This is a genomic window from Streptomyces sp. NPDC005775, from assembly GCF_042871565.1.
Lineage (GTDB): Bacteria > Actinomycetota > Actinomycetes > Streptomycetales > Streptomycetaceae > Streptomyces.
In genome coordinates this window covers 97827-113687 of sequence record NZ_JBIAIU010000013.1, presented here as the reverse complement: position 1 = coordinate 113687, position 15861 = coordinate 97827, and the positions used below count along the sequence as shown (strand labels likewise).

Genomic DNA, 15861 nt, shown 5'->3' with positions numbered 1-15861 from the left:
CTGGGCGGGACGTACGGAACACGCCCTACGGCGCGGTGACGACTGACGGCTCCGGGAGCCTTGCCTGGGCGCCGTCGAACAGGTGCAGGTCGCTCAGGTCGACGGCGCAGCGGACCCGCTCGCCGGGGGCGGCGGTCACCGGCCGGAAGGACACCAGGTACAGCTCGGTGTCCGCCGCGTCCAGCGACACGGTGGTGCTGGAGCCGGTCGGCAGGACGGTGGTGACCGTGGCGTCGAACTCCAGGACGCCGTCCGGTGCGGGGCCGGCCGACGCGGCGCCGGTGACGGTGACGGTCCGGATCGACTCCGGGCGGACGCCGACCGTGCGCAGCCTGCCGGTCAGTTCCGGGCGTTCGGCGACGATCCGGTCGTGGACGGCGCCGCGGAAGGGGCCGTCCGCGTCGGTCCCGACGTCGAAGAGGTTCATCGGGGGGCTGCCGACGAACTGGGCCACGAAGGTGTTGGCCGGGCGGTGGTAGACCTCCAGCGGCGGGGCGAGCTGCTGCACCTCCCCCTTGTTCATCACGACCACGTGGGTGGCCATCGTCATGGCCTCCAGCTGGTCGTGGGTGACGAAGACGATGGTGTGGCCCGTCTCGTCGTGGAGCCGTTTGAGTTCGGCCCGCATCTCCAGCCGCAGTTGGGCATCCAGGTTGGACAACGGCTCGTCCAGCAACAGTACTTCGGGGTTGATGACGAGCATGCGGGCCAGTGAGACGCGCTGCTGCTGGCCACCGGAGAGCTGTGCGGGGTAGCGGTCGGCGGCCCAGTCGATCTGCATCATCTTCAGGGCCTTCATGGTGCGTTCGGCCCGCTCGGCCGCGCGCACCTTGCGTACCCGCAGGCCGAACTCGACGTTCCTGGCCACTGTCAGATGCGGCCACAGGGCGTAGTTCTGGAAGACCAGCCCCATGCCGCGCTCCTCGGGCGGCACGAAAACGCCCTGCTCCACGCTGTCGCGGACCCGGCCGCCGACCTCGATGGAGCCCGAGTCGAGGTGTTCCAGGCCGGCGATCATGCGGAGCGTGGTGGTCTTTCCGCAGCCGGAGGGGCCGAGCAGACAGGTGAAGGACCCGTCGGGTATCTCCAGGTCGAGATTGTCGATGGCGGGGGGATTCGAGCCGTAGCTCTTCCGCACCGCGGTGAGCGCAATGGTGGGCATGGCGTCAGCCTCCGAGTCCCGAGGACAGGTTGGTCTTGGTCAGGCGCTGGGTCAGGTACGTGGCGAGGAAGGAGATCAGCGAGATGACGAGCACCACCGCGTTCGCCATCTGGTCGTAGGCGTAGTCCACGAGGTTGATGGAGAGCGTGGTGAGCAGCTGGGTGCCGGTGGTGGTCAGCATGATCACGATGCTGAGTTCCTTGAGCCCGGAGATGAAGGGGAGCACCACTCCGGTGACCAGGGCCCCGCGCTGGATGGGGATGACCACCTTGCGCATCCGCGTGAACCAGCCGGCGCCCGTCACCTGCGCCGCCTCCTCCGGTTCCGGGCCGAGTTGCATCATGGCGCTGATGCCCGAGCGCGAGGAGTACGGGAGATGGGTCACCGCGAGCACGATGACGAGCAGGGTGATCGAGCCGTAGAGGGCCGGAACGGGACCGCGCTGTACGGCGAACAGGGTCAGGAACGCGGCGGCGAAGGCGATGCCGGGGACCATGTAGGGCAGGAAGCTGATCTGTCTCAGCGCCGTACCCAGCCTGCTCGCGCCCGAGCGGACCACGACGTAACCGATCAGCAGTCCCACGGCCCCGCAGATCAGTGAGGCCAGTCCGACGATGCGCAGGCTGTTCCAGGCGGCGTCCCACAGCTGGGTGCCGCGCAGTACGCCGTGCGGGAAGCCGGGGGCTCCGGCGATGTGCTCGCCGATCCAGTACTTGAGCGTGAAGTTGTCGAGGCTGAAGACGCCGGGCGTCTTGCTGACGGTGGACAGCGCCAGCGTGGCGACGGGGACCACCACACCCACGGCGAAGATGGAGAGCGCGACGCCCAATGCGGCCGGGCGCCAGCGGCCGAGCGGACTGATCCGGTCCATGGCGCCCTTGCCGCCGACGGTCACGAACCGGCGCTGCTCGCGCACCAGCCGGGTGTCGATGATGATCACGACGATGCCGATCGCCACGATGACTCCGGCGAGCACGGCGGTGACGCCCTGCTGGTGGTCGTGGACGGCGCGGAACAGCGAGGTGGACAGCAGCTCGTAGTTGACCGGCAGCCCGAGGATGTACGGCGTACCGAAGGTGCCCAGGATGCGGCCGAAGACCAGCAGCACGGACGAGGACATGGCCGGCAGCATCAGGGGCAGGGTGATCCGTCCCAGTACCGTCCTCCGCCGTGCCCCGAGGACGCGGGCGGAGTCCTCCAGCTGGCTGTCGATGCGCCGCAGCGCGTTGCCGAGCAGCAGGAGGACGAACGGGTAGTAGTGCAGTCCGAGGCAGATGATGATGGGTACGGCGCCGTAGGCGAGCCAGTCGGGGGTGTGGACGCCCCAGGCCTCCAGCAGGCCGATCTGCCCGCCCGAACTGTCGTTCTTGAACAGCGCCAGCCAGGCCAGCGCGAAGGTCCAGGACGGCAGCATGTAGGGGACGACCAGTGCCGTCGACAGCCACTTGCGGCCGGGTATGTCGGTACGGGTGAGCAGCCAGGCGGCGGTGCCGCCGAGGACCACCGCGAGCAGTGTGACGCCGAGGGCGACGACCACCGTGTGCCTCAGCGGTTCCCAGAAGAGGATGTCGCTGACCGGCGAGCGGAAGACGCGCCAGAGGTAGTACCCGCTGAGCGCGCCGACCGACTGCCCGGACTTCCCGTCGTCGCCGACCTGGACGCGTGCGGCGTCGGAGAGCACGGCGACCAGGGGGGCCACCACGAGATAGGCGAGCAGGAGGACGAGTACGCCCCCGACCAGGTAGGTCGGCTCGTGGCGCAGCACGTTCAGGCGGTAGCGCAGTCGGTTCAGTCGTCCGGAGCCGCGCTTCCCGTTCGGGCCGCCTCCCCCGGCGGGGGCAGGGGCGGGGCGGGGCGGATCGGCTGCGGGGGCGGAGTCGGGGTCGGCCACGGCCATGGGCGTTCTCCAGAGGGGTGCGTGGTCCGGCCGGCCCGTCGGGGGAGGCCGGGCCGGCCGGAAGAGGGACTACGCGGAAGGGGGCTGCGTCCGGGGCCACGTCCGCGAGGGCGGGGCCGGGGAGGTCAGCTGTGGCTGATGCGCCAGAGGTCCTGCATGGCCTCGGTGTCGGCGAAGTCCTTCGCCAGGTACTTGGGGTCGAAGGTGAACAGCTCCTTGTTCCAGTCGGTCAGACCGGGCGGGGTGAAGGCGCCCTGCTTGACCGCCGAGCTGCCGGGAATCCCACCGGCACCCATCTCGTGGCTGATCCCCTCCTCGGTGAGGATGAAGTGGGTGAAGAGCTTGGCGGCGTTGGGGTGCTTGCTCTTCGTGGCGATCGCCGAGTACTTCGGGTAGAGGTAGCCGCTCCACGGCTTGAGCGTGTCGCAGACCCGCATCGAGTAGTTCTTCTCCTCGACGTCACGGAACTTGGCGTTGGACACGAGCCCGATGCGCGGCTGCTTCTGGTTCGGCGAGGCCACCGCGGCCGCCACGTCGTCGTCGGCGGAGGTGAGCACGGGGGAGTTCTTCGCCAGCCTGACGACCCACTCCTCGCCGGCCGACTTCTGCGAGGTCTTCAGCTCCTCGCCGGGGTTCGCCGCGCTGTGCGCGTCGCGCAGGGCCTGATCGGCGCCGTTGGACAGCTGGTTGAACCACTCGACGATGTTCGGCTTGCCCAGCGGGTCCTGGAGGGCGACCTTGCCCTTCCACTCGGGACCGACCAGGTCCCAGACGTTGTCGACCGGGCAGCCCTTGGGGAAGAGCTTCGGGTTGTACACCCAGACGTTGGCCTTCTGCAGGACGAGCAGCGGGCTGCGGTTCGCCGCCGGGATCTTCTCCGCCAGGTCGGCGGGTATCCAGGTCTGGACGACCTTCTGCGGCAGCAGCTCGCCGACGAGGCTGGGGCCGTCCTCGTACAGCGTCATGTCGATGGTGACGTTGTCGGCCTGCGCCTCCCTGGTCATCTTCTCCAGGGTGTCGCCGACCTTGTTCTTCACGCCGGTCGCCTTGATGCCGTACTTGGCGGTGAACGCCTTGGCGACCTTGGTGATGTCGCCCGAGCTGTCGTAGACGGTGATCGAGCCCTCCTTCTTCGCGGCCGCCACCAGGGCGTCCAGGTCGAAGTCGGCGGGATCGTCGATGACGGCGGTCGGGGCCGCGCTGCCGGGGGCGGCGGCGTCGTCTCCCGTCCGGCTCGACGGTGCGCAGGCCGCCGCGCCGGCGAGCACGGCGACCAGGGCTGCGAGGGCGATTCTTGGGACCGGCCGCTGTGCGCCACCGGTGCCGCGGGTGCTGCTGGACAATGCCTGACCTCCTGCGTGGGCCCGGCGGAGCCGGGCTGCTCCTGAGTGGGTCGGCCTCAGACCGCCCGGCACATCGGGGGGCGGTCCCATCCGCAAGGCGGCCGGGGCGACTTGGGGAGCAGCTTCCGCCCGCTTTCTTCACTATGTCAAGACATGCTGATGTAACTCTGTGGCAAAGCACGGATGTTGGCGCATCTGTGAAGCGTTCATGTCCGCAGCCTTTTATGTCAGCACATACTTATGTACTGTCCTGGCCATCCCGCACCGCCCAACCCATTTCCGGGAGGCACGATGCACCTGCCCAGACGTCTGACCATCGCCGCGCTGGCGGCGGCGACCGCCGCACTGATCGCGACACCGGCCAACCCCGCGGCCGCCGCGAACACCCCCTCCGTGTACGCCACCAGCGAGACCCCCGCCCTGTTCGACGACGCGGCCGGCGGTGACGCCAACGCGGACGACCCGGCGATCTGGTTCAACGCGGCGGACCCCGACGCCAGCCTCGTCATCGCCACCGCCAAGCAGGGCGGTCTGCGCGTCCACGACCTCGGCGGCAACGAAATCCAGTCGATCCAGGCACCCGCCGCCCCCGGACCGGAGAACGAACCCGGCCGGTACAACAACGTCGACCTGCTGTCGGGCCTGAAGATCAAGGGCACCCGCACCGACATCGCCGTCGTCTCCGACCGGGGACGCGACCGGCTGCGGATCTACGGGATCGACCGCGACCACCCCGACGCACCGCTCACCGACCTCACCGACCCCGCCGCCCCCCGGGTCTTCAGCGCCACCGAGGCCGACGTGGACGACCAGCAGACCGCCTACGGGCTCGCCACCTGGCGCAACGCCGCGAACGGGCGCTACTACGCGCTCGCCAGCCAGCGCCACACGACCGGCCTGGCGCTGATGGAGCTGACCGCGACCGCCACCGGCACGGTCACCTACCACCGGATCCGGACCCTGGCCCTGCCCTCCTCGTTCGACATCGGCCACGGCACCCGCTGGACCCCCTGTGACGAGCCCGGACGCACCCCCCAGGTCGAGGGCATGGTCGTGGACGCCGAACGAGGCTTCCTCTACGCGGCCCAGGAGGACGTCGGCATCTGGCGGATGCGCGCCGACCTCACGGGAACGCCCCACATCGTCGACAAGGTGCGCGAGTTCGGGATCCCGGGGACCTACGACCCGGTAGCCGACGAGTGCGTCGCCGGTGCGGACCCGGGAGTCGGCGGCAAGCGCATCACCGCCGACGTCGAGGGGCTGACGATCTACCGCGAGGACGACGGCGAGGGCTACCTGCTCGCCTCCAGCCAGGGCGACAACACCTTCGTCGCCTACGAGCGCGAGGGCGACAACGACTACGTCGGCAACTTCCGCGTCGCCCCGGCGGCCGGTGCCGGCGCGATCGACGGCTCCGAGGAGTGCGACGGCGCGGCGGTGCTCAACGCCCCGCTGGGCGACGCGTACCCCCACGGCCTGCTCGTGGTCCACGACGGCTTCAACGCCCCGGACGTGACCGGGGAGGACGGGGAGGTCCGCACCGACACGAACTTCAAGTTCGTCGACTGGGACGACGTGGACGACGCGCTGGACGACTGACGGCCCACGGGGCGGCGCGCACACCGGTCACCGGGTGCGCGCCGCCCCCACCACGTGAGGTAGTACCTTCCTTGACCACCACGATCGCGCTCTTCATCACCGCCCTGGCCTTCGTCCTCGTCTGCGGTGCCAACGACGGTGCCTCGCTGCTGGCCATGGCCGTACGCCACAGCAGCGGTTCGGCCGTGCCCGTACTGCTGATGCTGACCGCCGCGGTGGCGGCCGGGCCCGCCCTGTTCGGGGTGCGGGTGGCCCGTACCTTCACCGACGGGCTGATACCCGGTGACGCCGCGCACCCCGCGCTCATCTTCCTGTGCGGCGCCGCCGCCTCCCTCGCCCTCGTGCTGCTGCTCACCTGGCGGGGCATCCCCACCTCGATCACGCTGGCCGTCCTCGGGGGGCTGGCCGGTGCAGGTTCCGGACTCGGGGAACGCCCGCAGTGGGGCAGGCTCGGGCTGGTGCTGGGGATCGCCGCGGCAGCCCCGCTGATCGGCGCCGCCGCCGGGTTCGCCCTGGGCCGCGGCGCCCGGCGGATGCCGACGACGCCCGGCATGCCGCGCCTCGTGCACGGGGCGCACATCGCCGCCTTCGGCTGCCAGTGCCTGGCGTACGCGGCCAACGACGGCCAGAAGATGTTCGCCGTCGCGGCCGTGGCATCGGCCGGCCACGTCGGCGGCAGCCTGGACACACCGCCCGGTCTCGCACCGGCCGTCGCGGTGGCACTCGTCTTCGCCGCGGGGGCCGTCCTCAGCCTGCGCAGGGTGTCCGGCGGTGCGTCGGTCCGGCTGCTGGCCGCCCGCCCCTGGCAGGTCGCCTCGGCCGAGGTCGCCTCCTCCGCCACCGTGCTCTCCAGCGCCGCCCTGGGCGCGCCGGTGAGCATGACCCAGACGGTGATCGGCGGACTGGTGGGTGCGGGGGCCAGTGAGGGGGGCCGCCGGGTGCGCTGGCAGTTCGCCGTCCCCCTGGTCACCGCCTGGGGCGTGACCCTGCCCGCCGCCTACGCGGCCGGCCTGCTGGCCGGCCTTCTCGCCAGAGGAGTGACCGCATGACCTTCCGCAGAATCGTCGACGACCTCACCGGCCGATCGCACCACCAGCTGACCGACCTGCTGGCCACCCAACTCGACGCGGCCATCGAAGGGGTGGGGCTGGCCTCCGCGATGGCCGAGGGCACGCTCACGCCCGCCGAGGCCCGCGAGGCCATGGTCGACGTCGAGCACCGGGGCGACACCGGACGGGCCGGACTGGTCGCCGAACTCGCCGTCGCCCTCACCACACCGATCGACCGCGAGGACCTCTACCGCTTCTCCCGCAGCGTCGACGACGTGCTGGACAACCTCCGTGACCTGGTGCGGGAGACCGATCTCTACGGCGCGGAGGGCGACCCCGCGCACCTGCCCGCACTGGCCGGTGTGGCGGAGGGCCTGGCGATGCTGCGGGGCGCGGTCCAGGGGCTCGCCGACCGGCCCGGGGAAGTGGACGCGGCCACCTCGGCGGCCCGTAAGTCCGCCGGACAGGTGCGCAGGCACTACCAGCTGGCGATGGCCGAGCTGCTGCGGCAGGAGGTCGGCTCCGACACTCTCACCCGGCGCGAACTGCTGCGCCGGCTGGACGTCGTGGGGCTGCGGCTGGGGGAGTCCGTGGCCGCGCTGTCGGACGCGATGCTGAAGCGCAGCCACTGAGCGGACGGCTCCGGGCGGGCGGCCCCGCGGGCGGCCCGGGACCGCCCGCACGGAGCCGTGCGGCCGTTCAGTGCGCGGTCAGCGTCATCTCGAAGGAGTACCGCGACGCCCGGTAGAGGTGGGATCCGAACTCCACCGGGCGTCCCGCGTCGCCCAGGACCGTGCGCTCCATGGTGAGCAGGGTGCCGCTGCGGCCCTCGTCCAGCAGGCGGGCCTCCGCCGCCGTGGCCCTGCGCGCCCCGATGTTCTGGCGCGCGGTGCGCAGGGCGACGCCGGCCCGCTTGAGCAGCTCGTAGAGCCCGTACTGGGTGAGTTCTTCCTCGGTCAGGGTCAGCAGATCCGCCGGCAGGTGGTTGTGCATGACGGCTATGGGCTCGTCGTCCGCGTAACGCAGCCTGCGCAGCGCCACGGTGGGCGTGCCCGGTTCGAGTGCGAGCGCGGACGCGACGGTGCCCGCGGCGGGCACGGTCTGCATGGACAGCACCTCGGTACGGGGCCGGCGGTCGTCCCGCTTGAGGTCCTCGAAGAGGCTGGTCAGCTCGACCTGCCTGCGTACCCGGTTGTTGACGACCTGTGTGCCCACGCCGCGCTTGCGTGCGAGGAGCCCCTTGTCGACGAGGTGCTGCATGGCCTGACGCATCGTCGGGCGCGAAAGTCCGAACTTGTCCGCCAGGGCGATCTCGTTCTCCAGCCGGGTGCCGGGCGCCAAGGTGCCCGACTCGATGAGCTGTTGGAGCTGCTGCGCGACCTGGAAGTACAGCGGTACGGGACTGCTGCGGTCGATGCTTATCAGCCTGGTGATCGATTCCATGGGGACTCCTCGACGCGTAGAACCAGGCGTTCAGTATGCCGCACGGTTCGACTCAAGCTCTGTACGTATATATGTCAGAACAAATGCTTGACGCGTTGTGAGTGCCGGGATACAAATCGGGGAGACGCATCAGGACAGCATCCACTCCTCCTCGAACCGGAGGCATTCGCGCATGCGCATCGGACTCATCGGTACCGGCCGGATCGGCACGTTCCACGCCGAGACCCTGATCGGACTGCCCGCCGTGACGCGGGTCGTCCTGCACGACGCCCACGAAAGCCAGGCACACGAACTGGCCGTCAAACTAGGTGCCGAGCACGCCCCCGACCTCGACGGCCTGCTGGGCTCCGGCCTGGACGGCATCGTGATCGCCGCCCCCACCGCCGCCCACGCGGACCTCGTACGGGCCGCGGCGGGCGCCGGACTGCCCGTCTTCTGCGAGAAGCCGATCGCCGGCACCCTCGAAGGAACCCGCGCCCTGCTGGCCGAGCTCGACGGCACCGCCGTCCCGCTCCAGGTCGGCTTCCAGCGCCGCTTCGACGCCGGCTACACCGCGCTGCGCGACGCCGTCGCCGCCGGTGAACTGGGCTGGCTCCACACGATCCGGGCCTGCACCGCGGACCCGGCGCCGCCACCGGCGGGATACCTGCCCGCCTCCGGCGGCATCTTCCGCGACTGCGCCGTGCACGACTTCGACATCGTGCGCTGGGTCACCGGCCGCGAGGTCGTCGAGGTCGGCGCCACCGGTTCCAACCGGGGCGATGCCTGCTTCACCGCAGCCGGTGACGTCGACACCGCCGTCACCGTCCTCACCCTCGACGACGGCACACTCGTGACGTGCACCGCCACCCGTTACAACGGCGCCGGTTACGACGTACGGATGGAAGTGGCCGGCTCCACCGGCACCCTGGCCACCGGCCTCGACCCGCACGCCCCCCTCCGTTTCACCGCCGGCGGGCCCCAGCCCGGGGCCGTCTCCCACGACGGATTCCTGAGCCGCTTCCGTGACGCGTACGTCGCCGAGCTGACGGCCTTCACCGAAGTCGCCGCCGGCACCCGCCCCAGCCCCTGCACGGGGCAGGACGCGCTGGCCGCCCTGCTGATCGCCGAGGCCGCCGACCTGTCGTGCCGCAGCGGCCGTCCCGTACGCGTAGAGGAGGCGGGCCGATGATCCGCGTTGCCGGAGCACCCATCTCCTGGGGCGTGTGCGAAGTCCCCGGCTGGGGACACCAGATGGCCCCCGGGCGGGTCCTCGACGAGATGGCCGCCGCCGGTCTCGCCGCCACCGAGTTCGGGCCCGACGGCTTCCTGCCGCAGGACCCGGACGCCCGCGCGGAACTGCTCGCCGGGCACGGCCTGGCCGCCGTCGGCGGGTTCGTCCCCGTCGTCCTGCACGACCCCGGCCGCGACCCGCTGCCCGAGGTCCGGCGCGCCCTGGCCGGGTTCGGCTCCGCCCGGACCCTGGTCCTGGCCGCCGCCACCGGGTCTGACGGCTACGACGCCCGGCCCGAACTCTCCGCACGCGAGTGGGACACCCTGCTGTCCCACCTCGACAAGATCGATGCCCACGCCCGCGCCGAAGGCATCACCGCCACCCTGCACCCGCACATCGGCACGATGGTCGAGGGCCCGGACGAGGTCGAACGCGTCCTCACCGGAAGCTCCGTCCCCCTCTGCCTGGACACCGGCCACCTGCTGGCCGGCGGCAACGACCCCGTCGCCCTCGCCCGCCGGGCCGCCGACCGCATCGCCCACGTCCACCTCAAGGACGTCGACGCGGCGCTCGCCGCCATGGTCCGGGCCGGGGACGTCACGTACACGGAAGCGGTCCGGACCGGCCTCTACCAGCCGCTCGGCCAAGGAGACGTGGACATCTCCGCGATCACCACCGCCCTGGACGCGGCCGGATACGACGGGTGGTACGTACTGGAACAGGACACCGTCCTCGACGCCGAACCCGCGCCCGGCGAAGGCCCGCTGGCGGACGTCGTGGCCTCCCTCGCCCACCTGCGCCAGGTGACGTCGTGACGGCGGCAGGACCTGCGCCCGAGGTCCTGGTGATGGGGCGGCTCGGCGTGGACCTCTACCCGCTCCAGCAGGGGGTGGGCCTGGCCGACGTCGAGACCTTCGGCAAGCACCTGGGCGGCAGCGCGGCCAACGTCTCCGTGGCCGCCGCCCGGCACGGCCGCCGCACCGCCCTGATCAGCCGCACCGGACAGGACCCCTTCGGGGACTACCTCAGGGCCGAGCTGGGCCGTTACGGAGTCGACGCGGCCCGCGTCAGCCCCGTCGCCGGGCCCCCGACCCCGGTCACCTTCTGCGAGGTCTTCCCGCCCGACGACTTCCCCCTCTGGTTCTACCGCCCGCCCGGCACCCCGGACCTCCGGATCAACCGGGAGGAGCTGGACCTGGAGGAGGTGCGCACGGCCGGGCTGCTCTGGGTCACCGGCACCGGGCTGTCCGCCGAACCCAGCGCGGCCGCCCACCTGGCCGCCCTGACCGCCCGCGACCGGTCGGGGATCACCGTGCTCGACCTCGACTACCGCCCCGGGCTCTGGCCCTCCCCGCAGGCCGCCGGGCCCGCCCTGCGGGCCGCCCTCGCGGGGGCAACCGTGGCCGTCGGCAACCTCGACGAGTGCGAGGCCGCCGTCGGCGAACGCGACCCGGACGCCGCGGCCGACGCCCTGCTGGCCACGGGCATCGAACTGGCCGTGGTCAAACAAGGGCCCGCGGGGGTGCTGGCACGCACCCGCACCGAACGCGTCGTGGTCGCGCCCCACCCCGTCCGCGTCGTCAACGGCCTCGGAGCGGGCGACGCCTTCGGTGGCGCCCTCTGCCACGGCCTCCTCGCGGGCTGGCCACTGACGCGGATCCTCCGCTTCGCCAACGCCGCAGGCGCTCACGTCGCGGGGCGGCTCTTCTGCGCCCCGGACATGCCGACTACCCCCCAGGTGGAGGACATGATGGAACACGCCCACACCCCCGAAGCGGCACCGCATGCGTGACGGAGCGCTCCAGACCCTGATGGAGACCCGGGCCCGGCGGCCCGAGGCGATCCTGGAAGCGGCCCAGCGGCGCAGCCGGCGCCCGATGGTCCAGCCGTCGGGCCGGCTGATGCTGGTGGCCGCCGACCATCCCGCCCGCGGCGCACTCGCCGTACGCGGCCGTCCCGACGCCATGGCGAACCGTGCCGGGCTCCTCGACCGCCTGCTGACCGCCCTGGAACGCCCGGGGGTGGACGGCGTGCTCGGCACCCCCGACGTGCTGGAGGACCTGCTGCTGCTCGGCGCCCTGGAGGACAAGGTCGTCATCGGCTCGATGAACCGGGGCGGCGTGCCCGACACCGTCTTCGAGATGGACGACCGGTTCACGGCTTACGACGCCGCCTCCATCGAGGAGATGGGCTTCAACGCCGGGAAGATGCTCCTGCGCATCGACCCGACCGACCCCGCCACCGCCACCACCTTGGCGGGCTGCGCGGACGCGGTCTCCTCCCTCGCCGACCGGAGGCTGACCGCCCTGGTCGAGCCGTTCTGGGTCCGGCGCGGCCCCGACGGACGAGCCGGCAACGACCTGCGGCCCGAGGCCATGACGCGCGCGCTGGCCATCGCCCAGGGGCTGGGACGCACCTCCGCCTACACCTGGCTGAAGGTGCCGGTGGTCGCGAACATGGAGGCGGTGATGGAGGCGTCGACGCTGCCCGCGCTGCTGCTCGGCGGAGACCCCCCGGGCACTCCCGAGGAGACATACGCCTCCTGGGAGAAGGCGCTCCGGCTCCCCACCGTGCGCGGCCTGGTCGCGGGCCGCTCGCTGCTCTACCCGCCCGACGACGACGTGGCCGCCGCGGTGGACACCGCCGTCGGCCTGCTGTGAGAGGAGACGCCATGGACGGCCATCAGCCCGCGGGCAGCACCGCACACGGCCCCTGGACCGTGGACACCGGCATGCGGCACACCGGACTCAGAGTGCTGGAACTCGCCCCCGGCGGCTCGCAGTCCTTCGGTACGCAGGAGCGCGAGGTGATCGTGCTGCCCCTGGCCGGTTCCTGCTCCGTACGCTGCGGAGCCGAGGAGTTCGCCCTGGCCGGGCGGCCCGGAGTCTTCGAGGGCGTGAGCGACTTCGCGTACGTTCCCCGGCGCAGCGACGCCGTCATCAGCAGCGACGGCGGCGGCCGCTTCGCGGTGGCGAGCGGCACCGCCCGGCGGGACCTGCCGTTCCGCCGCGGCCCCGCCGAGGCGGTGCCGGTCGAGACGCGCGGTACGGGTTCCTGCCGCCGGCAGGTCAACAACCTGGCCAGCGCCGACGGCTTCACGTGCGACCGGCTGATCGTGGTGGAGGTCCTCACCCCGGACGGGAACTGGTCCAGCTACCCGCCGCACAAGCACGACGAGCACACGGCGACCGAGTCGGAGCTGGAGGAGGTCTACTACTTCGAGATCGGCCGCGGCGGCTTCGGCCAGCACCGGCTCGGCGGCAGCCCGCCCGGCCCCGCCGGCGAGACGGCCGAGGTCCGCACCGGTGACGTCGTGCTGGTCCCGGACGGCTGGCACGGCCCCTCGGCCGCCCTGCCCGGCTACCCGATGTACTACCTCAACGTGATGGCCGGCCCGCACGACGAGCGCGCCTGGCGGATCACCGACGACCCGGCGCACGCCTGGGTCCGTGAAACCTGGGAAGGCGCGACGGAGACCTCCGGAGCACCGTCCGCGGAAGGGGCAGCATGATCCGGCTCACCGTCGCCCAGGCACTGGTGCGCTTCCTGGTCGCCCAGCACACCGAACGGGACGGGGAGAGCCGGCGCCTGTTCGCCGGCTGCTTCGGCATCTTCGGGCACGGCAACGTCGCGGGCCTGGGGCAGGCGCTCTGGGAGAACCGCGACCTGACGTACTACCAGGCGCGCAACGAGCAGGCGATGGTGCACACCGCCGCCGCGTACGCCCGGATGTCCGACCGGCTCTCGACGTTCGCCTGCACCGCGTCGGTCGGCCCCGGCGCCACCAACATGATCACCGCCGCCGCCGGGGCCACCATCAACCGGCTGCCCGTGCTGCTCCTGCCGGGGGACACCTTCGCCACGCGCGTCGCCGAACCGGTGCTCCAGCAGCTGGAGATGCCGTGGGCGGGTGATGTCACCGTCAACGACGCCTTCCGCCCCGTCTCCCGGTACTTCGACCGGATCGGCCGCCCCGAGCAGCTGATCGGCGCCGCCCTGGCGGCCGTACGCACGCTCACCGATCCGGTGGACACCGGCGCGGTGACGCTCGCGCTGCCCCAGGACGTGCAGGCGGAGGCGTACGACTGGCCGGAGGAGTTCCTGGCCCACCGCGTCTGGCGGATCGACCGGCCGGTTCCACAGCCCCAGGTGCTGGCGGATGCCGTCCGGATGATCCGGGCCGCCCGCCGCCCGCTCGTGGTGGCCGGGGGAGGCGTGGTCTACGCGGGCGCCACCGAGGCGCTGGACACCTTCGCCCGCGCCACCGGCATCCCGGTCGCCGAGACCCAGGCAGGCAAGGGGTCGCTGCGGCACGGCCACCCGTCCTCGGCCGGCGCCATCGGGCACACCGGCACGACGGCGGCCGACGCGCTGGCCCGGGAGGCCGACCTGGTCATCGGCATCGGCACCCGCTACAGCGACTTCACCACCGCCTCGCACACCCAGTTCGCCGACCCCGGCGTCCGCTTCCTCAACATCAACGTGGCCCGGCTCGACGCGGTGAAGCACGCCGGCCTGGCGATGGTCGCCGACGCCCGCACCGCGCTGGAGGCGCTGACGGCCGAACTGTCGGACTGGCAGGCACCCCCGGAGCACCGCGCACGGACCGCGGCCCTGGCCCGCGACTGGGACGCGGCCGTGGACGCCGCGCACCACCTGGGGCACACCCCGAAACCGGCCCAGTCGGAAGTGGTCGGAGCGGTCAACGAGGCGGCGGCCGAGGACGGAGTCGTGGTCTGCGCGGCCGGATCGCTCCCCGGCGACCTGCACAAGCTCTGGCGGGCGGCGGACCCGAAGCAGTACCACGTCGAGTACGGCTACTCCTGCATGGGTTACGAGATCGCCGGCGGCCTCGGCGTGAAACTCGCCGCCCCCGAGCGCGAGGTCTTCGTCATGGTGGGCGACGGCTCCTACCTGATGATGGCGCAGGAACTGCTGACGGCCGTGGCCGAAGGGGTCAAGCTCATCGTGGTCCTGATCCAGAACCACGGCTTCGCGTCGATCGGCGCGCTCTCCGAGACGGTGGGCGCCCCGCGCTTCGGCACCTGGTACCGCTACCGCGACGCGGACAGCGGAGCGCTGGAGGGTGACCGGCTGCCCGTCGACCTGGCGGCCAACGCGGCGAGCCTGGGGGCGGACGTCCTGCGCGTCGCCGGAATCGCCGAACTCCGGGACGCCCTCACCAAGGCCAGGGCCTCCGACCGGTGCACGGTGATCCACATCGAAACGGACCCGCTGGCCCCCTCGCCGTCCTCCGGCGCCTGGTGGGACGTGCCGGTCGCGGAGGTCTCCGACGCGCCCGAGACCAGGGCGGCCCGGGAGGCGTACGTGAAGGCCAAGTCGGACCAGCGGCCGTACCTCTGAGGGGCCGTGTCGACGGGCCGGACCCCTTGGGGAGCCCGGCCCGTCGACGGGGTGCGGCTCGTGGCTACAACGCCCGCAACGCCCTCGGGCGCGGCGGCGCCGGCGCGTCCGGCGCCTTGTTCAGCAGCGCCGGCAGCTCCGTCAGCGCGTTGATGCGGAAGTCCGCCGCCTCCACCACGTCCGGGTGATCCGCCCACCAGTACCCGCACGCGCCCCGCCGGATGTGCGCCGCGCGCAGCCCGGAGGACTTGGCCGGGAAAAGGTCGCCCGCCGGGTGGTCGCCCACGTACAGCGTCGACCGCGGGTCCGAGCCGGACACCTCCAGGACGCGGGCGAAGAACTCCGGGTCCGGCTTGGCGACGCCCCACTCGTCCGAGGTGACGACCACGTCCGCGGGCAGGTCCAGCCCCCGCAGCAGCTCCCCGGCCCGCACGGTCCCGTTGCTCGCGACGATCACCCGTACGCCCAGCGCCCGCAGCTCCGCCAGGGCCGGCCGCACGTCCGGGTAGAGGTCCGACTCGTCCAGGTGCTCGCCGCGTCCGGCGGCGGCGCGCGCCAGTGACGCCTCGGTGACGTCCATGTCGGGCCGCAGCATGGTCAGCGCGTCGGCGCTGTCCCGGCCCTGGACGACCGCGGCCCCGACCAGCGCACTCAGCGTGTGCGGCGGGACGCCGAGCCAGTTGGCCCAGGACGCCCAGTAGCGGTCGTCGCGGACGAGTGTCTCGCCGATGTCGAAGACGATCGTTTCCATCACCGGACCGAGCCTACGGGTCGGGGGCCCTCGCGCGGCC

At 72.2% G+C, this 15861-nt stretch carries 14 protein-coding genes; 9 read left to right on the top strand and 5 right to left on the bottom strand.

Going from position 1 to position 15861, the window contains the following annotated elements; translation table 11 throughout:
- Positions 1–25 precede the first annotated feature (25 nt).
- From ACFYPA_RS27585 to ACFYPA_RS27575, 3 genes are all read right to left on the bottom strand, one after another.
- On the bottom strand, positions 26–1162 hold the full coding sequence (locus ACFYPA_RS27585) for an ABC transporter ATP-binding protein (protein ID WP_359315322.1): 1137 nt from the start codon (positions 1160–1162) through the stop codon (positions 26–28).
- A gap of 4 nt (positions 1163–1166) precedes the next feature.
- Positions 1167–3059 (bottom strand): iron ABC transporter permease, encoded by a 1893-nt coding sequence (locus ACFYPA_RS27580; protein WP_359085780.1) that lies wholly within the window; start codon positions 3057–3059, stop codon positions 1167–1169.
- Between the two features lie 125 nt (positions 3060–3184).
- Positions 3185–4402 (bottom strand): ABC transporter substrate-binding protein, encoded by a 1218-nt coding sequence (locus ACFYPA_RS27575; protein ID WP_359085781.1) that lies wholly within the window; start codon positions 4400–4402, stop codon positions 3185–3187.
- Positions 4403–4693: 291 nt separating this feature from the next.
- Between ACFYPA_RS27575 and ACFYPA_RS27570 the strand changes: the two genes are divergently transcribed.
- The 3 genes from ACFYPA_RS27570 (at position 4694) to ACFYPA_RS27560 (ending at position 7682) form a co-directional block, all read left to right on the top strand.
- Entirely contained in the window at positions 4694–6001 is a 1308-nt protein-coding gene (locus ACFYPA_RS27570; RefSeq protein WP_359354144.1) for a phytase, read from the top strand.
- 71 nt (positions 6002–6072) lie between these two features.
- On the top strand, positions 6073–7050 hold the full coding sequence (locus ACFYPA_RS27565; protein ID WP_359085783.1) for an inorganic phosphate transporter: 978 nt from the start codon (positions 6073–6075) through the stop codon (positions 7048–7050).
- A complete protein-coding gene (locus ACFYPA_RS27560; RefSeq protein WP_359085784.1) occupies positions 7047–7682 on the top strand; it encodes a DUF47 family protein in 636 nt (211 codons plus the stop codon). Before ACFYPA_RS27565 ends, ACFYPA_RS27560 begins: the two co-directional genes overlap by 4 nt.
- A gap of 67 nt (positions 7683–7749) precedes the next feature.
- Here the strand turns inward: ACFYPA_RS27560 and ACFYPA_RS27555 are convergent, their stop codons facing one another.
- Positions 7750–8493: a GntR family transcriptional regulator gene (locus ACFYPA_RS27555; RefSeq protein WP_359085785.1), complete on the bottom strand. Its 744-nt coding sequence runs from the start codon at positions 8491–8493 to the stop codon at positions 7750–7752.
- Between the two features lie 172 nt (positions 8494–8665).
- Between ACFYPA_RS27555 and ACFYPA_RS27550 the strand changes: the two genes are divergently transcribed.
- Genes ACFYPA_RS27550 through iolD form a run of 6 tightly spaced genes read left to right on the top strand, consistent with a single transcriptional unit; the run spans position 8666 to position 15070 of the window.
- A complete protein-coding gene (locus tag ACFYPA_RS27550; RefSeq protein ID WP_359085786.1) occupies positions 8666–9664 on the top strand; it encodes a Gfo/Idh/MocA family oxidoreductase in 999 nt (332 codons plus the stop codon).
- Positions 9664–10521, top strand: a complete 858-nt coding sequence (locus tag ACFYPA_RS27545; RefSeq protein ID WP_389134925.1) for a TIM barrel protein — start codon at positions 9664–9666, stop codon at positions 10519–10521. Before ACFYPA_RS27550 ends, ACFYPA_RS27545 begins: the two co-directional genes overlap by 1 nt.
- Positions 10522–10553: 32 nt before the next feature.
- Positions 10554–11498 carry a 5-dehydro-2-deoxygluconokinase gene (gene iolC / locus ACFYPA_RS27540; protein WP_389134922.1) on the top strand — a complete coding sequence of 315 codons (945 nt, stop codon included), beginning with the start codon at positions 10554–10556 and terminating at the stop codon, positions 11496–11498.
- Positions 11491–12366, top strand: coding sequence for a deoxyribose-phosphate aldolase (locus ACFYPA_RS27535; protein WP_359315317.1), 876 nt, complete (start codon positions 11491–11493; stop codon positions 12364–12366). Before iolC ends, ACFYPA_RS27535 begins: the two co-directional genes overlap by 8 nt.
- 11 nt (positions 12367–12377) lie before the next feature.
- Positions 12378–13217: a 5-deoxy-glucuronate isomerase gene (gene iolB / locus ACFYPA_RS27530; RefSeq protein ID WP_359085788.1), complete on the top strand. Its 840-nt coding sequence runs from the start codon at positions 12378–12380 to the stop codon at positions 13215–13217.
- A complete protein-coding gene (iolD, locus tag ACFYPA_RS27525; protein WP_389134770.1) occupies positions 13214–15070 on the top strand; it encodes a 3D-(3,5/4)-trihydroxycyclohexane-1,2-dione acylhydrolase (decyclizing) in 1857 nt (618 codons plus the stop codon). Before iolB ends, iolD begins: the two co-directional genes overlap by 4 nt.
- A 64-nt stretch (positions 15071–15134) precedes the next feature.
- Here the strand turns inward: iolD and ACFYPA_RS27520 are convergent, their stop codons facing one another.
- On the bottom strand, positions 15135–15821 hold the full coding sequence (locus ACFYPA_RS27520; RefSeq protein WP_389134919.1) for an HAD family hydrolase: 687 nt from the start codon (positions 15819–15821) through the stop codon (positions 15135–15137).
- Positions 15822–15861: the final 40 nt, after the last annotated feature.